The 17,854-nt window shown below is 43.4% G+C and carries 18 protein-coding genes; 6 read left to right on the top strand and 12 right to left on the bottom strand.

Annotated elements, in window-relative coordinates; genetic code table 11:
* Position 1 precedes the first annotated feature (1 nt).
* From ACHUFI_RS07615 to ACHUFI_RS07580, 8 genes are all read right to left on the bottom strand, one after another.
* Positions 2-1,210: a pilus assembly protein TadG-related protein gene (locus ACHUFI_RS07615; protein ID WP_394247809.1), complete on the bottom strand. Its 1,209-nt coding sequence runs from the start codon at positions 1,208-1,210 to the stop codon at positions 2-4.
* 15 nt (positions 1,211-1,225) lie between these two features.
* The gene (locus tag ACHUFI_RS07610) at positions 1,226-1,489 is read right to left on the bottom strand and encodes a hypothetical protein (RefSeq protein WP_394247808.1); all 264 of its coding nucleotides are present in this window, start codon (positions 1,487-1,489) and stop codon (positions 1,226-1,228) included.
* A 9-nt stretch (positions 1,490-1,498) separates the two neighbouring features.
* Positions 1,499-2,965: a type II and III secretion system protein family protein gene (locus ACHUFI_RS07605; protein WP_394247807.1), complete on the bottom strand. Its 1,467-nt coding sequence runs from the start codon at positions 2,963-2,965 to the stop codon at positions 1,499-1,501.
* An 8-nt stretch (positions 2,966-2,973) separates the two neighbouring features.
* Complete coding sequence (cpaB, locus tag ACHUFI_RS07600) at positions 2,974-3,726, bottom strand: Flp pilus assembly protein CpaB (protein ID WP_394247806.1); 753 nt, start codon at positions 3,724-3,726, stop codon at positions 2,974-2,976.
* The gene (locus ACHUFI_RS07595) at positions 3,723-5,069 is read right to left on the bottom strand and encodes an AAA family ATPase (RefSeq protein ID WP_394247805.1); all 1,347 of its coding nucleotides are present in this window, start codon (positions 5,067-5,069) and stop codon (positions 3,723-3,725) included. Before ACHUFI_RS07595 ends, cpaB begins: the two co-directional genes overlap by 4 nt.
* Before the next feature lie 29 nt (positions 5,070-5,098).
* Positions 5,099-5,602: an A24 family peptidase gene (locus ACHUFI_RS07590; protein ID WP_394247803.1), complete on the bottom strand. Its 504-nt coding sequence runs from the start codon at positions 5,600-5,602 to the stop codon at positions 5,099-5,101.
* Between the two features lie 2 nt (positions 5,603-5,604).
* Positions 5,605-5,775 (bottom strand): hypothetical protein, encoded by a 171-nt coding sequence (locus tag ACHUFI_RS07585; RefSeq protein WP_394247801.1) that lies wholly within the window; start codon positions 5,773-5,775, stop codon positions 5,605-5,607.
* 87 nt (positions 5,776-5,862) lie between these two features.
* On the bottom strand, positions 5,863-6,033 hold the full coding sequence (locus tag ACHUFI_RS07580; protein ID WP_394247799.1) for a Flp family type IVb pilin: 171 nt from the start codon (positions 6,031-6,033) through the stop codon (positions 5,863-5,865).
* A gap of 170 nt (positions 6,034-6,203) precedes the next feature.
* On the opposite strand from ACHUFI_RS07580, the gene ACHUFI_RS07575 reads away from it, so the two are divergent.
* Both ACHUFI_RS07575 and ACHUFI_RS07570 read left to right on the top strand, forming a co-directional pair.
* Positions 6,204-6,944, top strand: coding sequence for a helix-turn-helix transcriptional regulator (locus ACHUFI_RS07575; protein ID WP_394247797.1), 741 nt, complete (start codon positions 6,204-6,206; stop codon positions 6,942-6,944).
* Positions 6,945-7,072: 128 nt separating this feature from the next.
* Positions 7,073-8,758 carry an AMP-binding protein gene (locus ACHUFI_RS07570; protein WP_394247795.1) on the top strand — a complete coding sequence of 562 codons (1,686 nt, stop codon included), beginning with the start codon at positions 7,073-7,075 and terminating at the stop codon, positions 8,756-8,758.
* A 47-nt stretch (positions 8,759-8,805) separates the two neighbouring features.
* On the opposite strand, the gene ACHUFI_RS07565 is transcribed toward ACHUFI_RS07570, so the two are convergent.
* On the bottom strand, positions 8,806-8,997 hold the full coding sequence (locus ACHUFI_RS07565; RefSeq protein ID WP_394247793.1) for a hypothetical protein: 192 nt from the start codon (positions 8,995-8,997) through the stop codon (positions 8,806-8,808).
* A 100-nt stretch (positions 8,998-9,097) separates the two neighbouring features.
* On the opposite strand from ACHUFI_RS07565, the gene ACHUFI_RS07560 reads away from it, so the two are divergent.
* Positions 9,098-10,003 (top strand): LysR substrate-binding domain-containing protein, encoded by a 906-nt coding sequence (locus ACHUFI_RS07560; protein ID WP_394247791.1) that lies wholly within the window; start codon positions 9,098-9,100, stop codon positions 10,001-10,003.
* 56 nt (positions 10,004-10,059) lie between these two features.
* Here ACHUFI_RS07560 and ACHUFI_RS07555 read toward each other — a convergent pair whose 3' ends face one another.
* Positions 10,060-10,179: a DUF1127 domain-containing protein gene (locus ACHUFI_RS07555; protein ID WP_394248088.1), complete on the bottom strand. Its 120-nt coding sequence runs from the start codon at positions 10,177-10,179 to the stop codon at positions 10,060-10,062.
* 187 nt (positions 10,180-10,366) lie between these two features.
* Between ACHUFI_RS07555 and ACHUFI_RS07550 the strand changes: the two genes are divergently transcribed.
* Entirely contained in the window at positions 10,367-11,317 is a 951-nt protein-coding gene (locus tag ACHUFI_RS07550) for a LysR substrate-binding domain-containing protein (protein WP_394247789.1), read from the top strand.
* A 43-nt stretch (positions 11,318-11,360) separates the two neighbouring features.
* Entirely contained in the window at positions 11,361-11,579 is a 219-nt protein-coding gene (locus ACHUFI_RS07545; RefSeq protein ID WP_394247787.1) for a VF530 family protein, read from the top strand.
* A 74-nt stretch (positions 11,580-11,653) separates the two neighbouring features.
* On the opposite strand, the gene fusA is transcribed toward ACHUFI_RS07545, so the two are convergent.
* Together fusA and radA are read right to left on the bottom strand one after the other, a co-directional pair.
* Positions 11,654-13,741 carry an elongation factor G gene (gene fusA / locus ACHUFI_RS07540; RefSeq protein ID WP_394247785.1) on the bottom strand — a complete coding sequence of 696 codons (2,088 nt, stop codon included), beginning with the start codon at positions 13,739-13,741 and terminating at the stop codon, positions 11,654-11,656.
* A 234-nt stretch (positions 13,742-13,975) separates the two neighbouring features.
* Positions 13,976-15,355: a DNA repair protein RadA gene (gene radA / locus ACHUFI_RS07535; protein WP_394247783.1), complete on the bottom strand. Its 1,380-nt coding sequence runs from the start codon at positions 15,353-15,355 to the stop codon at positions 13,976-13,978.
* Between the two features lie 138 nt (positions 15,356-15,493).
* Here radA and ACHUFI_RS07530 point away from each other — a divergent pair, with 138 nt between their 5' ends.
* Positions 15,494-17,839: a PilZ domain-containing protein gene (locus ACHUFI_RS07530; protein WP_394247781.1), complete on the top strand. Its 2,346-nt coding sequence runs from the start codon at positions 15,494-15,496 to the stop codon at positions 17,837-17,839.
* The last annotated feature ends 15 nt before the right edge of the window (positions 17,840-17,854 follow it).

Below are 17,854 nucleotides of genomic sequence, written 5' to 3'. Positions count from 1 at the left end.
ATTACGAATCCTCACTTAGTGGATCTTCGTAAAGAACGATGCGGAAAACTCCATCGGCACTAGGGACCTCTCCCATCGTTCCATTATTTGAGGAGCAGGATTCAACAAACTCGCCATAGACAGTTTGTGCGCCAGCATTGTTATTAGGGGCTTGCTGAAGAAAAAAGAAACAACCAATATCGACAACAGTGAAAGAAGAAGCCCCACCAGATTTACCGGAGCAATCCATAATTGGAATCATTAAGATTCTGCGCCACGCCACACCATTTGACTCGCAACCACTACCTGAACCATTAATACACGCCTCTACTTGGCCTTCATATGTGTCGTAACCGTAAGGATCGGTATAAACGACGTTTCCATCACTGTCTAAAGTGGCTTCCGTCGCTGGCTGCTGGGTAATTAAGTCAGGGGGAAAGTCTGAGCTGCTCACTCCACCGTTATACACGCCAACCCGAGTATTCACACCTTGCGCTGTTGGCCCTGTCGATGCTCCGGGTTTTGTTGCTATGACGTCTCCAATCCCTGCTGTTGCAGTGTAATCTCCAGCTAACGCACTTCTCACCGTGCTTGCACCAGAAGCAAAATCGAGCAAGTGATAATTACCACTACCCATTTCGCTCACGTCAGCATCCCCCACTTTTAACGCATATACGGTATCGGTTAAATAGCCATATACACCAGATGCTTCATCACCAGCACATACACCAATGGGTACGATATTCACTTCATCTAACGATGAACTCGGGCCTGCAACCGCCGATGCCGTGACTGCTTTATTCAAGCCAAACGCATCAACAAAAAAAGCGTCTAAGTCGTGCCCGGAAACATCGACCCGAGCATAGACATCTAAGTTGGCATCAAAACTGCCATCCGGAAAGGTGAGAGGATCATTCGAGTAAGTCACATTCACTGTTGCACTAGCAAAATCTAGCTCCGAGTTTCCACTCGCTGCCGCCGCCGCTGTCAAAATCGCGTTTGCTTCAGCAGTGCCTTGCGTCACCGTTCCTCCAAAATTCACGATATTGGCTGCTGCGAGCGCTGCCGAATCCACCGCGTTTTGAACTCGAGTGGCATTTAAGCGGTGGTGGTTCACATCAATCGCAAACGCTGATATAACCACCAACACCAATAGCGATGCCGTGACCAACACCAACACTAAACCACTCTGTTTTATGCCTTTAGGAGCACGCCCTCTCTTCCATGACATGGTACAACCTTAGGGCTAATTGACGCCCTGTAACACCTGACTCTCACCGCTACCCGTTAACGAGTCGACTTCCTTACCTGTATACACTTGGTAAGTACCTTCCATACGTTCACCACTACCACTTGGTATTACGCCAAGGTTTTCTTCAGTAGCGTTCGGGTTATACGTTTGCTGCGCTTTTAAGTTAGCAACATGCGAGCCCAGTGGAACGTCATTAGCACATCCTATAAGTATGGCTGATAATGAGAAAAGCACTGGAATAATGTGTAATTTCATCATGCATTCCTTTTATAAACTGTGGCCAAATGATCCTTCCGAACCACCTTGAGCGTTATCCAAAAATTGAGGGTCTTGCTGCTTCTCTGCCGGTTTAGTCGTAATAGATGAGTCAATATAAGCCCCTTGACCTAGCAAGTAGTATTTGAGGTCCGTTGGCTCAACAAAAGCATCGGTCGGTAACGTGACTTTATTACGATCAATCGACTGAGCAAGGCGTGGAGTCACCAAAATCACGAGTTCAGTTTCACCCGAAATGTATTCCTGACTATTGAACAGTTGACCCAATACCGGGATATCACCAAACCCTGGCATTTTGCTCACAGAGTCACGCACGTTCTCGCTAATCAGCCCTGCAATCCCGATGGTTTGGCCATCTGCCAATTCCAATGTGGAAGATGCACTACGGCGAGTAATCGGCGGAATAACGTATGTCCCGTTAGTCCCACCTGGGTTGAGCGTTAAACTCGTGCTTGCCGCAATCTCACTGACATCAATGGCTAGGTTCAAGTTGATTTTCTTATCGCTTAATACCGTTGGTATGAACTTCAGTCCAACACCATATTCTTTGTATTCAATGGTAATGCCATCATCATCGGGCACTGGAATAGGGAACTCACCACCCGCCAAGAATTCCGCTTTTGCACCACTCAATGCGGTCAAGTTTGGTTCGGCTAACACTTTTGCCACACCGTTGGTTTTCGCGATATCCAAGGCAAACGTGAATAACGTATCGCTATCAATAAAGGTACTCAGTAACCCGGTTGTGTCGATTGAAGGCGCGTTGAAGATTGGCCCAATGCTGCCAGATACATCATCAATAATGCCCCCCGCAGAGGTTGCCCCCCAAGAGAAGCTGCCATTATTTTCAAAGAAGTGGAAATTTGCATCGAAGCGTCTGACTAAGCTTCGTTGAACTTCGGCCACCGTCACTTCTAACATCACTTGTTGTGCCCCTCCGATAGACATTAGGTTAATCACCCCTGTCTTCTCGGTTTGCTTACTCAGTGTACCTTCTGCTTTGTCCGCTTCTTCACCTGCGGAATAAGTTTCTGCTACTCGCAGAGCAACGTTCATCTTCTCTTGCGAGCTGATTTGCCCACTCAAAATCAAGCGATTCTGCGCACTATGCACCTCAATAGTTTCATCAGGCAAAAACTCATAAAGTTTCGCTTTTAAACTATTAAGATCATGAGTGACTTCAATATTGATCGATTCAATGAGCTGCCCTTTGCTGTCCCAAGCCATCAAATTTGTTGAACCTAACTTTTTCCCGATTAAGAACAATTCATCAGACTTCAGCATCACGATGTCGAGCACTTCAGGATCCCCCAAAGAGACTCTTTTTGCTTTCGCAGACAACGCCACATGCGTCGATTTATGGTGAGGAACCTTCACGACTTTCCCTGTTTGCGTTGACGCTAATACAGAGAAACTACACACCACCCAAGTCAGTATTATTGATATTATTATCTTCATGGTTCACCTCAATCCCTTACTCGCACATTCGACGCTTCCGTGCCTTTTATTATCGTGACCTGAGGCGCGACGTAACGACGACGAACCACTTTTTCTTCTTCTGGCTCATGCGGATTACGTAAAGTTAATTGAATCTCGCCTTTGCTTTTTGCGGTCAATAACTTCTCGGCATCACTAGGGCTAACTTCAAGAGTTACTGCTCTAACTATGATGGGTTTGTTTTCTTGAGTTTTTGCTGTTTGGTCGACCGCTAACACTTTGATATCTTTTAATACCGTTTTGGTTATTGCAGAGCCTTTTCCGTAGCTAATGGTATTTAAAATGTCGACCTTATTGCCCGGTAATAAGAATCCCGCAACACCAATGACATCGTTAACTCGAATCGTCACCGCGCGTTTATTTTCAGGAATCAAAGCAGCAAGGGTTGAACCTTCTCCCGGTACCGTCAAACGTAGCCGACTGACAATTTCACCTTGATAGATAGATGTCGCGACCACCTGACCAATCAGCTCATCTGGCAGTGAAAATTGTTCTTCGTTGCGCCAGTCTTTCTCTAATAACTTAGTCGTTAGGTGCTGCTCTTCTATCACGCTCCCAGCAGGGATTTCTTGCGCTGCAATCACCACAGGTTCACGCTCTACCACTTCTACCTCCACTTGAGGTTGAAGCTGCCTGTCCATCCATTGTTTTGCGAAAAATACAGCTGCTAAGCCAAATATGATCGATAGCAAGAACAATAATATGATCTGATTTCTGCTCATCGCGCCCCTCCTCCTTTGCCATCGGCAGTAAAGTAGACTTCCCAAGCTCTTTCCAAAATGGCAGTAGAGATGACAGGCTCAACTTCTTCAAAAGCAATAATATCTCGGCTTATACCAACAATATCTTTCGGTAGGCATGGGTAAAAACCAACGTTGTGTTGGCTGTGAAGATTGAGTAAACAATCAAAAACGGGAGCGTCAATTGTGAGAGATTTACCTGACGCCATGATCTCCCATAGATCTTTGTATTCATTTTCCATCAAAGGTTGAAACTGAATTTTGTAACCCAAACGACGTAAGAATGCGGGGTCTGCAATCGTTTCAGGGCTAAGGTTCGTAGAAAAGGCCAGTGTAAGAATGAAAGGCACTGAGATTTGCTGACCATTTGGTAACGATAGATAATCGTAAAAATATTCCATTGGAACAATCCAACGGTTTAACAAAGTATCGACAGGCATCGGCTGCCTGCCCAAGTCATCAATGATGAAGATGCCGTTATTCGCCATCATTTGCAAAGGCGCCATCCAAACACGGTTATGTTCCGAATGATTCACCTCTAGCATCTCCATCGTGAGCTCACCACCCACTTGAATGCTTGGACGCTCACACAATGCCCAGCGTCTGTCATATTGCTCCTTGAACAAAAGAGCTTGGGATTGGTGATTGGAATCTACCCGCTTATGATGCTGACCAGTAAACACCTTAATAATATTACCGGCAGCAAACACCGCGTAAGGAATGTAAACCGATGTATTTAAGGAATTCAGTAAACGCGTCGCAACGTAGGTTTTACCTGTCCCAGCATCACCGTAAAGTAGAAGAGCTCGACCAGAATTGATTGCGGGGCCAAGTACAGACACCATTCGGTCTGCTCCTAATACATCCGATAATGCATAAGACACATCTTGACGATTCACTAGCTGCGCCCGTACATCTTGCGCCTCAACCATTTTTCTATAGTCGTCAAGTGAGACAGGGCAAGGGCCTAAATAGGCATCCTTAACAAACGCCGCATCGGCCTCTGCCATGCCAGTTTCTGAAAGCGCATAACGCACATGACCGGAGCTTTCTGAACCAAAGCTAGATGTACTTGCTTGAAAGACCTCTACCAAAGATTTCTGCCTTAGTACTGCGATTAAGTCTTCAATCATATGGCTATTAATGCCCATCAAACGAGTTAGATCTAGAATGTCTGATTTGGGAAAGGCCGCGAGTTGCTTCAATAATAAATTTTCAACAACCGCCGCTGGTACCTTTAATGCATCCAGAGAAGTTGGAACTGACGGCGCATTCGCTTGTGGTGTAAGAACATCTCTATGTTTTGCTTCCTTGTTCATTTCCATAGAGGGCCTCTTTTATTAAGAGTGAGTATTTAAAAATAATTATAAAGTGCCAAGCCTATTACCACCGAAGGGGCAAAAGGCATTCTCAACTTATTACTGAGTTTTTCTGTTGAATAAAGGTTCTTACCTGAACCATAAAGAAATAATTGAGAATACTTATTTAAAGCTAGTTTAGATTCATGACTTCTGGTAGCAAAAAATTGTAGAGAAAATAAAATACCTACGACGCCTGCTCCAATAATAATCCAATAGCATGCAGACCAAAGCTCACCCCAGCCTACAATGACACCAACTGCTCCAATGAGTTTGACATCCCCTGGCGCCATTGCTTTTAAAAAATAGAGTAAAAGTCCAAAAATAAAGGCGGCAACTCCGGCTCCTAACGACAAAAGCCCAGCGTCCCACCCTGAAACAATTACATGGTGAGCAACTGAGCTTAATATAAGTGGAACAAGCCATATATTGGGAATTCGATTATCCCGTAGGTCATAAACGGAGATAATCAATAATATTGACCATATTACTAAAAACATCGCTAAATCTTCCCAAGTGTAGACGAAAGTGAATTAGCCAACGTTGTATCGTAGTTAAAAAAGAAGAATGTTAAGGCCGAAACTAAAAAAGCGGCACCTACAACATATTCGACAACACTAAGACCTTCTTCATTATTAAAAAAATTTAAAATTTTTTGTCTTAATCTTTCCATGTCTGACCCCTCTAGGATCGCACTAAATGGCCTAGACCTCTTGTGAAATCTAAACCATTACAGTGTCTGGGGATAACTTCCGAGTTATTAAATACTACCCAAAGCAGTACTCAGTTCGGTTGTCAAAGACGAACCTAACGTAGTAAATACACTACCAAGAGCAACAACAAGTAAAGCTGCACCTACAACGTATTCAACTACTGATAGTCCTTCTTCATCATTCATGAACGCTTTAACGTTATTAATAAATTTATTCATAATTTGGTCTCCTTCCAAATGCAGCACTATTTGAGTGCCCTTTAAATGTAGAGAATTCTATCAATAACTGTTAGGACTTTCTTGCCATCATCTTGCACTTTCTTGCTAGTACTCTACTCTGAAAATATAAAAGTAAATAATCGAATAGTTTAAATTAAAAGGCGTGCCACATGGATGTGCCCCATATAGGCCATTGGCTTGGGCAATCGGTAGAGCGATTACCCCCAAAGGTAACAGAGTTATTGAAGTCTAATTTTCATATTGTCGAGCATGGTGAAGATATTTCGATATTAAGTGACTTCGACATACATTATTGTTTTTTCTACTTCTGCGATGAAATAAATAGCCAACTATTAAATTCAGCACTTAATATTTGCAACAACCTCGGCAAGCATCTGATTTTATTACATGAAGGAAACCTTGAGCGTTCAATATCTTTAAACCATGCCATTTATGATAATGAGAATATAAATCATATCGATTTTGAAAAGTGGGTTAATACTATGTCGTCTAAAGTTCACTTAAGTTTTTCTACTAACAGTGAATATTTAGAACAAAAGTCTTCTGAACCGTTAATTATGAAATCTACCATTAGCCAAGATTTCATAGAGACACTTCGCTATATAGAGAATCACTTATCAGAAACCATCCGAGAAGAAGATATTGCCGCCAGATGTCATTATTCAGTGACTTACTTTTCCAAAGTTTTTCATCGTGTCATCGGAATTAGCTTTCGTGATTACATATGCAACAAAAGGATTAATTTAGCGAAAAAAATCTTGTTAAGAGACCGAAACACCAAGGTATCTGTCGTTGCTTATCAGTGTGGCTATCAAGACGTTTCATATTTCTCGCGAATATTTAAAAAAAAAACAGGGATGACTCCAGGCATGTTTCGACAAATTCACTGATTTTTGGTCAAATTTCTCACAAATTTTGTGACAGTTTACGTTTTATGTCTTATCTATCCCATGCTAGAGTTAACAAGAAATTAACATAAAAACAATAAACTATATTGCCAATAACACGGAGTTAGAGAATGATTCAGCCTAACGAGTTAAGCAAACCCCAATGCGCTCTCCCGCCACCAAACGAAATGATCTTAAAGTGGGCAGAGGAACGCCCTAATGAGGTCTACCTTAAACAGATAATTAATCGTCAGTTTGTCGAGTTCACCTACCAAGAAGTTGCAGACAAAGCGCTGAGGCTAGCCAGTGCTCTGAAAGATCTCGGTGCACAACCAGGTGATCGAATCGCTTTAATCTCAAAGAACTGTGCAGAATGGTTCATCTGTGATTTAGCAATCATGCTAGGTGACTTTGTCAGCGTGCCTATTTTCCCAACCGCTGGTGCCGATACTATCGAGTACTGTATCAACCACAGTGAAAGTAAAATAGTGATCGCAGGTAAGCTTGACGACGCAACCGCAACCCAGTCAGTACTAGACTCGCTGCCTAATATCACGAGTATTTCCTTACCTTACGACAGTGCGGCTCAATGTCAGCACGCGTTCAACGACCTAGTTAAGAAATACGAACCTAGCACTCTTCGTCCTGAGCACCATGATGAGAAGCTTATGTCTCTCGTTTATACATCGGGTACTTCAGGGCTACCAAAAGGTGCGATGCTTACTTATGGCGCATTCTCTTGGTCAGTACAGAGATTGATTGATCATATCGGTATTGAAAAAGGTGATCGTTTATTCTCTTATCTCCCACTGGCGCACATTACAGAACGCGTCTACATTTTCGGTTCCTCAGTGATGGGAGGCGTCACTACTGCTTTCCCAGAATCACTCGATACCTTTATCGAAGATGTGAAGATGCATAGGCCAACGCTCTTTATTTCCGTGCCACGCCTATGGACTCTGTTCCAACAAAGAATCCAAGATAAACTGCCTCAGAAGAAGCTTAACATTCTTCTGAAAATTCCATTTATTAACACCCTAATTAAGAAGAAGTTGGCGGATGGCCTTGGCTTAGATCAAGCCCGCGTTCTTGGATGTGGTTCAGCTCCAGTATCACCAGCACTACTTGAGTGGTATCACAGTGTCGGTCTGAATATTACAGAAGCTTGGGGCATGACAGAGTCTTTTGCCTACAGCACGCTTAACTATCCATTCCGAGCCGACAAAATTGGCTCCGTTGGTAACGCGGGCCCAGGAATCGAGCTAAAAATAGCAGAAGATGAAGAAATCCTAGTTCGTGGCCAAGGACTTTTCTCTGGCTATTATAAAAATGATATCGCGACACAGGAGTCTTTCAATTCAGAAGGTTGGCTGCACACCGGTGACATTGGTGATATTGACAGCGAAGGCTACTTAACCATTCGTGGCCGTAAGAAAGACACTTTCAAAACAGCGAAAGGTAAGTTTGTCGCACCGGTGCCAATTGAAAATAAACTGTTTGAATACAGCCGTGTTGAGATGATGTGTTTAATTGGATTAGGCCTACCAGGACCAATTTTACTAGTTGTGCCGCACGACTTCCCTAACTTTGATAAAGCTCGTTATGAACGTACGACTAAACGTGTGATTGAAAAAATGAATAGCCAATTGGCATCTCACGAGAAAATCAAAGGGGTATTGATGATCAAAGACCCGTGGACGATTGATAATGGTGTTCTCACTCCAACGTTAAAAATCAAACGTCATATTCTTGAACAGAAGTATCACGAAATTGGCCATAATTGGCCGAAAGACAAACTGGTAGTTTGGGAAGAGTAATCAGTAAAGGGGAGCATGTTCTGCTCCCCTTTTTATATAAGCTCGGCTTATAAATATTTTGTGTAATCTGCAGCATCATTGTATTCCACTTCAATACCTAAATCTTTTTGAATTCGTTTACTTAATTGCTCTGAGCATATCTGCTTGCGACTGTTAGCCTTGCCTTCCCCTTGAGATAGTTGTTTATTTTTTCTTGCGATCGCTTTAATAACCGCCCCCCAGCTTGCAATCCCTTCCATAATGTTACCTCTTGGCTTTCTGTTAGATTTGTCGTTATTATGAAAACAAGCCGTTCAATAAGCGAACAACCATTCTTAACACTAACTATAAGCAGAGGTTATGGATAACCGATTACGACATCTCTCAGGGTTAAGATATTTTGAAGTGGCGGCACGCCTCAGCAGTTACAGCAAAGCCGCTGAAGAACTGTTTGTCAGCCAAGCTGCTGTGAGTCAAAAAATTCGCCAGTTGGAGGAACAATTAGACTGTAAACTGTTCATAAGAAAAGGGCGAGAGATGACCCTTACCCAAAAAGGGAAGACTCTACTTAAACACGTTTCCTGTGGTTTTGAGTCTATTCTTAGCGGGCTAAACCATATACAAGCAGAGCCATTTGAAGGGGTACTTGTTGTCAGAAGCCCCCCTTCATTTGCCTCACGTTGGTTACTCCCAAGGCTTTGGAAATTCTCTGTGAGGCACCCTGAGATTCCAATCAAGGTGTTAACTGGTTGTGATACGCCTAACTTAAAACATGGCGAGATCGATGTAGCGATCCGTCAGGGCGAAGATCTGTGTATTGAAGATGGACTCTCTCTAGAAGTGCTAATTAATGAGCCTGTCTATCCATACTGCTCTCCTGAACTTGCGAGATCCATCAATTTCAAGAAACCAGAGGACCTTCTAAAGTGCTGGCTAATCCATTTTGATAGTGGTTGCTTCCCTTGGGAATCTTGGTTCAACACAGCCAATGTCTCGACAAAAGATGATTCTATTCAGTGGATGGAAGTTGGCACCTTCGATATGGGGCTCACCACTGTCATGGCTGGTCATGGCGTGTGCCTAGCAACAGACAGCTTAGCCGGAGATTTCATTGAACGTGGTTTGTTAGTAAAGCCGTTCGATATTGGGATGACTCCAGGCGTTCAAGTCAATCTATGTACCGATCCTGACTCCCCTAGAAAGGAACGTATTCAAGCATTCACTCAGTGGTTGCATGAAGAAGTGTCCGAAATATCAGAAAACTAATAACCTCTCAATAGAAGCAATAACCAGAAAATCGGTTATTGCTTCTATTCTTTTTATCACCAAAATGACTTTCTCGCTTCTCGTTGTGCCTCGGCACGAGACACCCCAATATCTATTAATAGATGGTCGGGCAGTTCAGACAGATGTCTTCTTGATCGATAGTTTTGTAAAGCCATCTTAAAATAAGAATAGATTTTCTTAACCAAAGAGTTTGATGGCTTCGCAATGAGTTCTGAAGTAGCGTTCAAATGGGTGTCCATAGCGTAATTCCTCTTGATTAATTTAGCTTTCGTGATTAATAATCGAACAATCACAGTAATGTGACAAACGATAGATTTTGGCATTCGGTTAAGGAAAACTAATGTGAAAGAACAGATACCTCCGTTTCAAGGCTTATTCTACTTTTTCAAAGCCGCACAACTGGGCAGCTTTAAGGCCGCATCCGAAGACCTCTATGTCACGGCAGCAGCCGTCAGTCAGCAAATTCGCCTGTTAGAAGAATGGCTAGGCACTGCGTTATTTGTCCGTCAGCACCGTAAGGTAACACTGACCCCTGAAGGACATATCTTGTTTAACCAAGCTCAAAAAGGGTTCGCACATCTTCAGGAGGGAGTCCGCTTAATCAACCAAGACCCAACCCCTAATCAGCTTTCTATTTCGACGTCCCCTTCTTTTGCACAACGCTGGCTGGTGCCAAGAATTGGTGATTTTCGAGAGCGTCACCCAGATATGGCCATGCTCATTGAGCCAACCAATAAGCTCATTAATTTTGAAGATTCCAGTGTCGATATTTGTATTCGCTATGGAGTGGGAGACTATTCGAATATTGAGTCCCGATGGTTAATGGATGAAGTCATCTACGCTGTGTGTCACCCGCTCTATCAAGAGCAACATGGTATCCATAGTATTCACGATTTACATAGAGCTGAGTTAATCGAAGATATGTGGCCTGACATGGATTGGAATCTATGGTTGGATGCTGCGGGAGCGAAAGCTGGCCGAACCACCCTAAAGTTTGATGGCTCTCATTTTGTATTAGAAGCTGCACTTTCCGTACAAGGTGTAGCCTTAGTCAAACACAGCTTGGCATATCGATATCTTCAAGAAAATAAACTCGTCAGAATAAGTAACATCGCACTTCGACCTAGGTACAACTACTTTCTGTGTGCCCCCGCGGGCTACTTCAATCGCGATAAAATCAAACTGTTCTGTAAGTGGATGCATCAGCAAGTGGAGCAATTTGGAAACACAGGAAGAGACGAACTCAATATTCTAGATACTGACTACTCTTTGAAATGGGGCCACGATACCTAGATGAACTGTTATACTGCGCCCACTAACAATACGAGAATTACACATGACACAAGCGAATAACCCGCTGCACGGTATTACCCTAGAGAAGTTATTAACGGAATTAGTCGAATACTATGGTTGGCAAGAGTTGAGCCATATGGTCAATATCAACTGCTTTAAGAAAGACCCGAGCATTAAATCAAGCCTGAAGTTTTTACGTAAAACAGATTGGGCAAGAGCTAAGGTTGAATCGATCTATATTGAGCTAAAAAATAAGTCTTAACCTTTCAGACTTTCCAATAACAAAAAGCCCCGCAAGCTTTCACTTGCGGGGCTTTTTAGTTAATGAGTCAACGATTATTTCTTAGCGTTGTCTTCTTTAACTTTAGCAATTACTTCTTCAGCAACGTTTGCTGGACAAGGTGAGTACTGTAGGAATTCCATAGAGAACTGACCACGACCTGAAGTAATAGTACGTAGGTGACCGATGTAACCAAACATTTCTGATAGAGGTACGTCAGCTTTAATACGTACGCCAGTAGCACCAGCTTGTTGGTCTTTGATCATACCACGACGACGGTTAAGGTCACCGATTACGTCACCAACGTGATCTTCTGGAGTGAACACGTCAACGTTCATGATTGGCTCAAGAAGTTGCGCGCCTGCTTTAGGCATAGATTGACGGAATGCGCCTTTCGCTGCGATTTCAAATGCGATTGCAGATGAGTCAACTGCGTGGAAGCCACCGTCGAATAGTTCAACTTCAACGTCTAGAGTTGGGAAGCCAGCAAGAACACCGTTTTCCATCATAGATGCAAAACCTTTCTCAACTGCAGGCCAGAATTCCTTAGGAACGTTACCACCAACAACAGATGAAGAGAACGTGAAGCCTGAACCAGCTTCGCCTGGCTTGATGCGGTAATCGATCTTACCGAACTGACCAGAACCACCAGATTGCTTCTTGTGCGTGTAGCTATCTTCAACAGGTTGAGTGATAGTTTCACGGTATGCTACTTGAGGAGCACCAACAACAAGGTCAACACCGTAAGTACGCTTAAGGATGTCTACTTTGATGTCTAGGTGAAGTTCACCCATACCCTTCAGGATAGTTTCGCCAGTTTCTTCGTCAGTCTCAACTTGGAATGACGGATCTTCTGCAACCATCTTACCGATAGCGATACCCATCTTCTCAGAACCGCCTTTATCTTTTGGAGATACAGCGATAGAGATTACTGGAGTTGGGAAGATCATTGGCTCAAGAGTACACTCGTGCTTAACATCACATAGAGTGTGACCAGTTTGAACGTTCTTCATACCAACAACAGCGATGATGTCACCAGCTTGCGCAGAAGTTAGTTCGTTACGCTCGTCTGCTTGCATCTCAACCATACGGCCGATACGCTCAGTTTTACCTGTAGCAGCGTTAAGGATTGTATCACCCTTGTTCATTACACCAGAGTAGATACGGATGAATGTTAGAGCACCGAAGCGGTCATCCATGATCTTAAACGCTAGAGCACGTAGTGGCTCATCAGCAGAAACAGTTGCAACTTCACCAGTTGGCTCACCAGTTTCTTTGTCTGTTAGCGGTTGAGGATCTACTTCAGTCGGAGCTGGTAGGTAATCAACTACAGCGTCAAGAACGATTTGAACACCCTTGTTCTTAAATGCAGAACCACAGAATGTTGGGAAGAACGCTAGGTCACGAGTACCTTTACGGATACAAGCTTTGATTTGCTCAACAGTAGGCTCTTCACCTTCCATGTAAGCTTCCATTAGGTCATCGTCTTGCTCAACAGCAGTTTCGATTAGCTCTTCACGGTATTGCTCAACGTCATCAACCATGTCCGCAGGAACATCTTTGATTTCGTAGTTTTCAGGAAGACCTGTGTCATCCCAAACGTATGCTTTACGGCTTAGTAGGTCTACAACACCAACGAATTCATCTTCGCGGCCGATTGGTAGAACCATTACTAGAGGAGTAGCGCCTAGAACGTTCTTAACTTGGTCAACAACGCGGTAGAAGTCAGCACCCATACGGTCTAGTTTGTTAACGAAGATCAGACGAGATACTTCTGATTCGTTAGCGTAACGCCAGTTAGTTTCTGATTGTGGTTCAACACCACCAGAACCACAGAATACACCGATACCGCCATCAAGTACTTTAAGAGAACGGTATACTTCAACTGTGAAGTCAACGTGTCCAGGAGTATCGATAACGTTTAGACGGTGATCGTTCCAGAAACAGCTTACAGCTGCAGACTGGATAGTAATACCGCGCTCAGCTTCCTGTTCCATGAAGTCAGTAGTTGATTCGCCATCATGTACTTCACCAGTCTTGTGGATTTGACCAGTTAGCTTAAGGATACGCTCAGTGGTAGTTGTTTTACCCGCATCAACGTGCGCGAAAATACCAATGTTTCTGTATTTCGATAAATCTGCCATTGTCTTACTCTGTTAATAGGATATAAAATGCGCGCAGAGTATATCACAATCTGTGAAGACTGATAGCTTTGCATGCATTTGAGATTAAAAAACTTTGCCTTTTCCTAGTTAAATAGAAAAAGCAGACTAAAAAAACAATGTAACCCATTGTTTATTAAAAAATTAAGATGGCTATCTATAGATATACCATCTTAATTTTATTGCTGAGATATAGATTAGCTGAAGTTAATGTGATTACAACTCATCAAAAGCATTAATCGCTTCAGACAACTTTTTCACACCGTGGATTTGCATGCCGGGAATACCGCCCTTAGGCATATTTGCAGCGGGGACAATTGCTTTTGTAAAGCCATGTTTGAACGCTTCATTCAATCGTTCTTGCCCGCTTGGTACTGGACGAATCTCGCCAGCTAGCCCCACTTCGCCAAATACAACTACATCTTTTGGTAACGCTCTATCTCTAAAACTCGACAATAGTGCCATAACTAAAGCTAAATCGGCACTAGTTTCGGTTACTTTTACACCACCCACAACATTCACAAACACATCTTGGTCAGCCATTTGTAAGCCACCATGCTTATGAAGCACCGCTAATAGTAAAGATAAGCGGTTTTGTTCAAGACCCACAGCGACCCGCCTTGGGTTAGCAAGCTGGGAATAATCCACCAAGGCTTGGATTTCAACAAGCAGTGGGCGTGTACCTTCCCATACCACCATAACTGAACTGCCTGACGTTTCTTCTTCACCGCGAGATAGGAATATAGCCGATGGGTTGCTGACTTCTTTTAGCCCTTGGCCAGTCATGGCAAACACACCTAGCTCATTCACTGCACCAAAACGGTTTTTATGGCTGCGTAATGTTCTGAAACGGCTGTCTGTTCCGCCGTCTAACAAAACTGAACAGTCAATAATGTGCTCAAGTACTTTAGGGCCCGCCAGCGTACCATCTTTAGTTACGTGTCCAACTAGGAAGATTGCTACATTATTCTGCTTAGCAAAACGTGTCAGTGCAGTGGCTGATTCACGAACTTGCGCCACACTACCTGGTGAAGATTGAACATCAGCAACATGCATGACCTGGATGGAGTCGATGACCATGATCTTAGGCTGCTCTTTTTCAGCTACCTGACAGATCTTGTCTACATTAGTTTCAGAGAGCATCTTTAAGTGCTCTTTTGGTAAACCAAGACGTGAAGCACGCATCGCTACCTGTTGAAGCGATTCTTCACCGGTTACGTATAAGGTTGGCAACTGAGACGATAGTAAACACATGGTTTGTAACAGCAGCGTTGACTTACCTGCTCCTGGGTTACCACCGATGAGAATTGCAGCACCAGGCACCACACCTCCGCCTAACACTCGGTCTAATTCTTTAAAGCCACTGCTAAAACGCGGAACTTCTTGCAGATCTATTTCGGAAAGCGTTTGTACCGTCGACTCTGTTGCCATTCCGGCGTAACCAGATAGTCGTTCGTTCCTAGCGACTTGAGGTGAAGCGGCTAATCGAACCTCAGTTATCGTATTCCATGCCCCACAGGCATTACACTGCCCTTGCCATCGTGGGAAGTCTGCCCCACAGTCATTACAAACGTAAGCACGTTTTGCTTTAGCCATATAACCTCAAATAATTGTAACTCTGTGACTTAGTTAACCGCATGACTGAAAATAAAAGTTGAACAAACATCACTTATACTTAAAGATCAATTACAACTAGTCGATAACAAAAAGACACTTTCACTTTAACAGAAATATATGCAGCAATCTGAAATTCTATCTTTAGCCGAGCGGCTCATTCCCGCTTACCATGCCGATGACTTCGATTACCTTCTTGCTCAAATGACTGAAGGGGAATCGCCATCGCTTAAATTACTCGTAAAGATGGAACTCAACCGCATTATGGCACCCTGCACAAAAAGCATCGACCTACGAGGGCGAGTGCAAGGTGAATGTCGTGAATATATTCTTGATGGTCGAAAACATTGGCTTGATGACGTTGCTTTTAACGCGTACCACAAAGGTACAAAAAAGTTTAAAGGTTACACCGAAGGGGTTTGGGAGGCCCTTTCAAACACCAAGAATAACTTCCGAGTGATGGGTTCGCGTAACCAAGGGCAAGCAGCCAAGGAACTGACTAGCGCCAACAGCTCTTATGAATCCGAACCAATTACCTTGGGGTACGACCTTAAACGCCAAGAAAATCGACTAAAAGTCACCACTCAAGTTGAAATCAGAATGCCGAAAGGACAAATTTTACATGGTTTGACCATGGATTTGTCAAGCTCTGGCGCAAAGTTCAAAGTGCCAAGCGCATTCGAATATAACCTTGGTGAAGTCATCACCGTCACTTTCACCGAGTTGGCTCAAAAATCAGAGCTTTCCGGCGTTGACCAAGAAGTCGAATTTAGAGTGCTTGCTGTCGACGAATCTTATGAAAATGACGCAATAAAATTCCTTCGAACTCTAAAGCTAACAGATACCGAACTCATCACTCGCTTAATATCAGAAGCGACCAGTAATATCGCCAACAAAGCGAAGCATGATAATCAAGATAAGATCATACGTGCGAGAACGCGCGGTTTCGAACACACCTTTTTAAAACACACATGTAACCTTCCTCTATTCTTTAGTGGCACCGAGTTAAAGCTTGCTCTACTGACCGACAATAACCACCCATTATGGCAATATTGGCACGACGAGCGTAATCAACAAGCATTCGGCACTTTGTTTAATGAGCAACGTATGAAGTTGCTAACTAAACCAGGAATCAAAGGGACGAGTAATGTTATCTATTCGTTTACCCATATTCACCAAGAGAAGACGCTTTACTACTCAATGATGCTGCCCGAAGCGACGAGAGAGCAAAGACAGTTGTTTTGGCATGTCGGTGCGAAGCGAAAAAGCTGGAAGGCATTCAAGTTTTCGGTATTCGAACTTTCTCAGGATGAACGCGAAGCGTTAGCTCAACATTCAACAGAACTGGCGAATAGCTCTGATTCGTTGACACACTGTGGCATCTTGCAAGAAATCGGTGACCACTCAACGGCGAGCGACTACCTCTTTACAGAAAAACCAAGGCTGGCGAGTAGCGAACTTAATCAATTCCGCCACTCCAGGAAAGTGATTGGTAAGCTTCAAAGTATTTACTTCGATGCCCAGTCTCGCCGTAAAGAACCACGCTATCAATTCAAATCACCGTTGGAGATCACCACGGCTGATGGCACAAAAGCAACAGGCTTTACCGTCGATCTATCAAAGCGTGGGTTGAGCCTGACCTTACAGCAACCATTGGTCTTGAAGTCTGATGTTCCCGTGACGATCAACTTCAGTGAATTACAGCTTTACGATAAAAAGCTGCCATTAAGTGCGGTGCCATATCAGGTTATACGAGTCAGCCCAAACGGACGCAACGTTCAATTGGTGATTAATGAAACCAGCAAAACGATCCGCACCATTGCCTTCCTCAACGGCTTAATTGATAGCAATCAAGATAAACTGATGAAGAAAGCTGAAGTCCTTCCGAATAACGGATTACTTGAAGCGCTTCATAATATTTTGCTTAGCAAAGTGGTGAGTAGTCCAATTTTCATCGATAAGCCGGGATCTACTCATAGAACGAAAGTCATTGGGGTCAATTTCCCGCTTGCGAATCACTTGATGCTGTTAGCGAAGCTGGGCCATGAACAGAACCTATCATTAGAACCCATTTTTAAAGGTCGCTCTAATACGCTTTTAGCCGTTCCGTTAAAACGCATTGATGGCGCAGAGCCACAACACCATGATGTGTATATCGCTGCGATTAAATTCGGAAACAAGGTTCAATCCATTCATACTAAATTAGCTACCGACTTTAATTCAGTAAAAGAACGTATTATGTTCATCAAAAAAGCTCAGCAAATGGGCGAAATTTACGTTCTGAGAATCTCTACTGCACCAATCTTTGATGCCCTAACTACTCTATTCCAAGCAGACCTAGAAGAGCTATCGCAAATCAGTATGCACCAAGCTCGTAAGCTCGAAAAAGAGATCACATCCTTGATCGGCTATGGCGAAATGGAAGATATTACTGATGAAGTGCTCATACGCTTAGAGCTTACGTAATCAAATCAAACAAAA

The organism is Vibrio profundi, from assembly GCF_043642225.1.
In the GTDB taxonomy this organism is placed as follows: domain Bacteria; phylum Pseudomonadota; class Gammaproteobacteria; order Enterobacterales; family Vibrionaceae; genus Vibrio; species Vibrio profundi_A.
This window is presented reverse-complemented; position numbering and strand designations above follow the sequence as displayed.

Excerpts from the sequence above, each read along its gene's own strand:
- ACHUFI_RS07545 (WP_394247787.1), top strand. The coding sequence starts at position 11,361 with ATGACACAAGCGAATAACCCGCTGCACGGTATTACCCTAGAGAAGTTA.
- radA (WP_394247783.1), bottom strand. The coding sequence starts at position 15,355 with ATGGCTAAAGCAAAACGTGCTTACGTTTGTAATGACTGTGGGGCAGAC.
- ACHUFI_RS07610 (WP_394247808.1), bottom strand. The coding sequence starts at position 1,489 with ATGATGAAATTACACATTATTCCAGTGCTTTTCTCATTATCAGCCATA.
- fusA (WP_394247785.1), bottom strand. The coding sequence starts at position 13,741 with ATGGCAGATTTATCGAAATACAGAAACATTGGTATTTTCGCGCACGTT.
- ACHUFI_RS07580 (WP_394247799.1), bottom strand. The coding sequence starts at position 6,033 with ATGAATAAATTTATTAATAACGTTAAAGCGTTCATGAATGATGAAGAA.
- ACHUFI_RS07555 (WP_394248088.1), bottom strand. The coding sequence starts at position 10,179 with ATGGCTTTACAAAACTATCGATCAAGAAGACATCTGTCTGAACTGCCC.
- ACHUFI_RS07615 (WP_394247809.1), bottom strand. The coding sequence starts at position 1,210 with ATGTCATGGAAGAGAGGGCGTGCTCCTAAAGGCATAAAACAGAGTGGT.
- ACHUFI_RS07575 (WP_394247797.1), top strand. The coding sequence starts at position 6,204 with ATGGATGTGCCCCATATAGGCCATTGGCTTGGGCAATCGGTAGAGCGA.
- ACHUFI_RS07595 (WP_394247805.1), bottom strand. The coding sequence starts at position 5,069 with ATGGAAATGAACAAGGAAGCAAAACATAGAGATGTTCTTACACCACAA.
- ACHUFI_RS07590 (WP_394247803.1), bottom strand. The coding sequence starts at position 5,602 with ATGTTTTTAGTAATATGGTCAATATTATTGATTATCTCCGTTTATGAC.
- ACHUFI_RS07585 (WP_394247801.1), bottom strand. The coding sequence starts at position 5,775 with ATGGAAAGATTAAGACAAAAAATTTTAAATTTTTTTAATAATGAAGAA.
- ACHUFI_RS07530 (WP_394247781.1), top strand. The coding sequence starts at position 15,494 with ATGCAGCAATCTGAAATTCTATCTTTAGCCGAGCGGCTCATTCCCGCT.
- ACHUFI_RS07560 (WP_394247791.1), top strand. The coding sequence starts at position 9,098 with ATGGATAACCGATTACGACATCTCTCAGGGTTAAGATATTTTGAAGTG.
- cpaB (WP_394247806.1), bottom strand. The coding sequence starts at position 3,726 with ATGAGCAGAAATCAGATCATATTATTGTTCTTGCTATCGATCATATTT.
- ACHUFI_RS07570 (WP_394247795.1), top strand. The coding sequence starts at position 7,073 with ATGATTCAGCCTAACGAGTTAAGCAAACCCCAATGCGCTCTCCCGCCA.
- ACHUFI_RS07605 (WP_394247807.1), bottom strand. The coding sequence starts at position 2,965 with ATGAAGATAATAATATCAATAATACTGACTTGGGTGGTGTGTAGTTTC.
- ACHUFI_RS07565 (WP_394247793.1), bottom strand. The coding sequence starts at position 8,997 with ATGGAAGGGATTGCAAGCTGGGGGGCGGTTATTAAAGCGATCGCAAGA.